The organism is Butyrivibrio hungatei NK4A153, from assembly GCF_000424465.1.
Lineage (GTDB): Bacteria > Bacillota > Clostridia > Lachnospirales > Lachnospiraceae > Butyrivibrio > Butyrivibrio hungatei_A.
The window spans coordinates 146699-151690 of the sequence record NZ_KE384198.1; the positions used below are offsets into that span (position 1 = coordinate 146699).

At 33.8% G+C, this 4992-nt stretch carries 6 protein-coding genes; 1 reads left to right on the forward strand and 5 read right to left on the reverse strand.

Annotated features, from left to right (window positions below; translation table 11 throughout):
- Positions 1–312: 312 nt before the first annotated feature.
- The 5 genes from G628_RS0115385 to G628_RS0115405 all read right to left on the reverse strand — a co-directional run bounded on the left by G628_RS0115385 (position 313) and on the right by G628_RS0115405 (position 3817).
- Entirely contained in the window at positions 313–918 is a 606-nt protein-coding gene (locus G628_RS0115385) for a PBECR4 domain-containing protein (RefSeq protein WP_026667415.1), read from the reverse strand.
- Between the two features lie 708 nt (positions 919–1626).
- Positions 1627–2289 carry a hypothetical protein gene (locus G628_RS0115390; RefSeq protein WP_026667416.1) on the reverse strand — a complete coding sequence of 221 codons (663 nt, stop codon included), beginning with the start codon at positions 2287–2289 and terminating at the stop codon, positions 1627–1629.
- Positions 2290–2311: 22 nt separating this feature from the next.
- Positions 2312–2629, reverse strand: coding sequence for a PadR family transcriptional regulator (locus G628_RS19385; RefSeq protein WP_026655733.1), 318 nt, complete (start codon positions 2627–2629; stop codon positions 2312–2314).
- The gene (locus G628_RS0115400; RefSeq protein ID WP_026655734.1) at positions 2610–3401 is read right to left on the reverse strand and encodes a DUF1700 domain-containing protein; all 792 of its coding nucleotides are present in this window, start codon (positions 3399–3401) and stop codon (positions 2610–2612) included. Before G628_RS0115400 ends, G628_RS19385 begins: the two co-directional genes overlap by 20 nt.
- 110 nt (positions 3402–3511) lie before the next feature.
- On the reverse strand, positions 3512–3817 hold the full coding sequence (locus G628_RS0115405; RefSeq protein WP_196803782.1) for a hypothetical protein: 306 nt from the start codon (positions 3815–3817) through the stop codon (positions 3512–3514).
- A gap of 77 nt (positions 3818–3894) precedes the next feature.
- Between G628_RS0115405 and G628_RS17715 the strand changes: the two genes are divergently transcribed.
- Positions 3895–4629, forward strand: a complete 735-nt coding sequence (locus G628_RS17715) for a hypothetical protein (protein WP_143002167.1) — start codon at positions 3895–3897, stop codon at positions 4627–4629.
- Positions 4630–4992: the final 363 nt, after the last annotated feature.

Consider the following 4992-nt stretch of genomic DNA (forward strand, 5'->3'; position numbering starts at 1 on the left):
CCACTTAAGTGACACCAAAATGTAGTTTATAGTTCAGATTCATTATGAAGGATTAACAGATGGTTTTATATCCGTCGAAATATTTTGCGCTTACTCATCAAAAGCATTTTCGGAATCATATTGCACATTATTGTTCCTTAAAAGTGCTTTTAGTCTCTCATTTTCATCCTGTAGATTTCTCACTAATTTTCTTAACGAGTTCAAATCATGTGATTCCAGCTGCATTTTGCACCTCTATAGTCCTTAAAACATGTTTTTTACGATTCTTAAGCCTTAATATATCAAAAAAGAGAAGCGTAATCTACGCCTCTCTCATTTCTTTAAATCTTTAGGAATAAAGTTCTTGTATCTATATATCACATGTGATTCACCTGTACATAAATCAATCTTCTCCTGCCATAAAGTAGTAAGCTTTGTCTGACCTGCAGTTCTGTCAAAATCTGGATTAGCAACGAATGATCTGCAAAAATATTCATTTTCTGTCCCTGCAACCATATCTAAATAGACATAAATATCCTGGCCATCTACCAAGGTGTTTAAAAATAATTCAGATTCTATTTTTGACTTGCTTTGCTCATTTCTAAATCTAAAAACAACCCTGTTTTCATCAAAAGCGCGTTCCAAAAGGTGTAAATAATCTATCTTGTTCTGAACATAGCTTTTTTCAAAGAAATTTGATTTCTCCAACTGTACTTGTGTTATCATACCATCCAGTGCTTTATCAAATGTTACATTTCCACTCTCACTATGAATTTGCAAGTCACGTAACTGTCCTATTCCCTCAAGATGATGGAAATCTTCTTCTGCAAATCTGACTCTTACTTCAAATCCTTTTCCTTTATAAGCCAAACAAAAATAGTATTCTATATTAAGTAATCTCTCAAAAGCTTCTGCATTAAGTTTAATCTTATTTTCCACATTACCTCCATAATTAAAGCCTCGACTCTCGTCGAGGCTTTAATTATAAGTGTTTTCTTTTCAGCATACGCCTAACTGGCTCGCGGTTGTCACACTAAACCCGCCCATAAGCTCCATGTATCCCCCTGCCAGTAGGGATTTACATTTCATAGCCAACAAATGCTCTACGTCATTTGTTATCTATAATATACTGTTTTGAACATCTAATGTCAAATAAAATCTTTGTTATGATATACTGTTCCTGGTTCAGAGTGGTTCAAAACAAACTCAAAACTTAATATTGAAAACTTTGCTTATACAATTTTTATGCATAGAATTTTATTTATACAACTCAAGTCGGTCAAATATAAATACAATCTGAACTGAACCCAAATTATACTAATTTGAACCTCTTGTATAACAAAATGAAAAGAGCTGTAACCCCAGATATTTTCTAAGTTTACAGCTACATACAATTACTGCCGGCGACCGGGATCGAACTTCCGTTCATCTCGTAAAGCCACAAAGAAAGGAGCTTCGCCGCCACGCCATTTTTAATGGAACTCTTTATGGAACTCTTTCTAATTGGTAGTGTTATGCAGAAAAAATGAATAATCCCCCCTATTATTTTATCCAAATGAAAAAGAGACCCTGTGTAATTCAGAATCTCTTTTGATTAACTATTTTATTAAAATAGCTTGGTAATATAAAGGCAACTATATTATTTAGTTATGCAAGACTATCAAATATAGGCTTGTCTTCCAAATAGTCCGGTAAATCTCTCAATTCTTTAATTTCTTTTTGAGCATTTTTTACAGCACTATTATAAATTGCATAAAATTCATCCTTTTTCTTCAATTCCGCAGGAGTCATCTGGTATCCCCATCCGACACTGTTTCCAACCATTAGTTTCACTCCGCCTCTTTCAATAACTGCTCCGTATCCACCTGTTGTCAGAATTGGACATGTAAGCGTAGCTCCACCTGCAAGTGAAAAACTTTTATCTGACAAATTTTGAGATTTGTCCGCATGCTCTAAAAAATAGAGTAATGACATTTCCCCAGCTCCATGCTTTATTCCTTTTGTATTTTTGCTCTGAGATTTAATAGCCTTCTCTGCTTGCTGATATAATCCCTTCCTATCAGGAGAAACTTCCGATACATAATCTGCTTGAAGCTTTATAACTGCTTGATTTAACTGTTCTGTTTCTTTTCCGTTATTAGCATGGGCTACTCTATTTGCAAGATCTTTTATTTCAGATACCAACTGTTCCTTTGTTTTTTTGCATCTTCCTGCTGATGGAATATATGTCCAATTTGGAGTCCCATTACTCATTGTTATAGCCGTTTTATTATTAGAATTTCCAACTCCTAATAGTGAACTACTTCGCATATTTATCTCTCTTCTTATTTAGCTACTCCGATAGTATCCCCAATTCACAAAATACATCCTCTATTTTTTTCCATGAATTGATATAATTCAATAAATACTTTTTTCCGTCGCCTGTTATTTTATAGTACTTTCGCATCGGGCCTTTAGATATGTCACTATAATACATTTCAGTTAATTTTTCACTTGATAATCTTCTCATAATTGTATAAAAAGTGCTCTCATCAGTATCTTTAAAATATTTCCGCATAATTTTCACTATATCATATCCATATCTGTCTTCCTTTAATACTAATTGCAATATACATATTTTCAGAACGACTCTATTTAATTGTGAATCCACTTTTTCTACCTACCCAAAATATCGCTTGTAAGAGTAGCATCTCTACATAAATTAAAATATTTCCCCATAAAACTTTTGAATATTCTTCCAAATCCAAATAGAACATATGCTGTTGATTCATGGTGAATTCTATCATCACAGCTCCGCCAAACACAAGCAGTAAACAAACTATTAAATTTCCATTATTTGTACTTTTCAAAGCTGTGTATATTCCATACGCATAGAGAATAATTACAGCCAACGTCAAAATCGAATTGTAAACCCTGCCCACTTCCTGCAGCTTCGTACTTGAATTTATCATCCAAACAACAACAATAATAAACAAGACAGGAATAAACATACTTATTAGCCTTACTACTGAAAATACCTCCCCCGTCCTTTTATTCTTAAAAAAAGCCAAAAACATAATAACTGCTATAAAGAAATTAATTGCAAGTCCATAATATAAAAATGTACATCCCCATGTATTGCATTGCGTTAAAATGTAAAAGCAAAGCGACATATGTAATATAATCAATAAAAGAGTTTTTATTGTTACATTCTTCAATAAAACCAAAATTCTATCATCCTTATTCTCTGTCTCTTTATATATTTTCTTTGCTAATAATCGTGGTGATAACATTTCCTCACAGATTTTGTTTTCACTTCTTCCAATACTAATTTCGTTATTAAACCAATCCTCATAATCCGATATAATATCATCACATGCATCTTTAAAAAAATAAAATGATAAAAAAAAACTAAATTTTTCCAAATAAATTTTTTTTGTCATATTATAAACTCCATAAAAATATAGTGTAATAAGCTACTGTTCCTCAATCAGTAGTTTATCACATTATATTTTTATGTCAACTTTTTATCCCCTAATACATATTTGGAATATCATACATTTTTTGCTGTGTATTTTAGGGCTAATTCATTTATCTTAATAAAATATGCTAACAGCCTGTCATTTCGCTTATACTCATCATTATCAGGATTTTCTATAAGCACGCGTATATCCTGAAGCTGTATATCTATAAGCATCCTGTTTCTATACAGTATGTATGCCGCTTTTAAGACTTCACGTTTATCTCTGTTGACCGGATCAAGCATGTAGTCATTAAAAACTTCATCATCCTTGTTCATTTTCCGATGTTTAGGAGCTTTGACAATCTTTCTGTACATCTTACTTGGCAGTTCATCCATTAATAAAGAACGGACAGTCAGTTTATCACATAGTTAAAACCAATGAACTGAATATAAGCGAATCAACCTTAAGACGTATGATAAACAGCTGCGAGCTTGAAGCAAGGAATATCGATCTTAGAAATGCCGTAAAACGCCGTCAAAGGCAGAAAAGGCCCAAAGACTACAAATCAATGAAAGTCATAAAGGACGGGCATAAGTATGAGGACTACCTTAAGTTCAAGGAATGTAACCCTATAGAGATTCCACAGATGGATTGTATCGAGGGTTCGAAGGATTCTAAAGCTGTTCTTTTGACATTATTCTTTCCGATTACAAGGCTGCAGCTTGCTTTTATTCTTGAAGAACAGACCTCAGAAAACGTAGTTGCTTGTCTTGATATGCTCGAAGAGATCTTGGGGACAGAGCTGTTTAAAGAAATGTTCCCGTACATAATTACCGATAACAGTCATGAGTTTGCTGATATCGATGGTATGCAACGTTCTATAAATGGCGGCGATCGTTGCTTTATCTATTTTTGTGAGCCCAATCATCCCGAGCAGAAAGGCGGTTGTGAGAAAAACCATGAGTTTATCCGCTATGTGATAAAGAAGGAAACTTCCCTTGAGCCGTATTCTCAGGCTGATATAAGCCTTATGATGGATCACATCAACAGCTATAAACGAAAAGAACTGCATGGGAAATCTCCTTATGAACTGGCTAAGCTCATGTACCCAAAGGATTTTACTAATCTCTTAGGTCTTGAAGAGATTCCGCCAAACGATATAATCCTTCCCCCAAAGCTCCTTAAAAAGTCTGATTCTTCAAACTAAATGCAACACCCAAATATGTACGATTTACTCTGACAGATCCGGAAATGGATCTGTTAAGCATGTGCAAAACAGCGCAAATCTCCCCAAAAATCTATATTTTCGCATATAAAATCGGAGCATATTTAAGCACAAAATAGTGCAAAAATACGCTCCGTTATCATTATTTGCTATGTGTTGCATTTACCTTGAGAATTGACCAACAACTTCTGTTATTCATATATTTTTTGCCTTAACTATAATGCACCAATCGAATTGTTAACAAAAACGTCCCCAAATGTCCCCAAAAGTAACCCAAATGGCAACCATATGGCACCCAAATGGCAATTTCCAATCACAAACCAAAATGATATTCTTATAATGAGC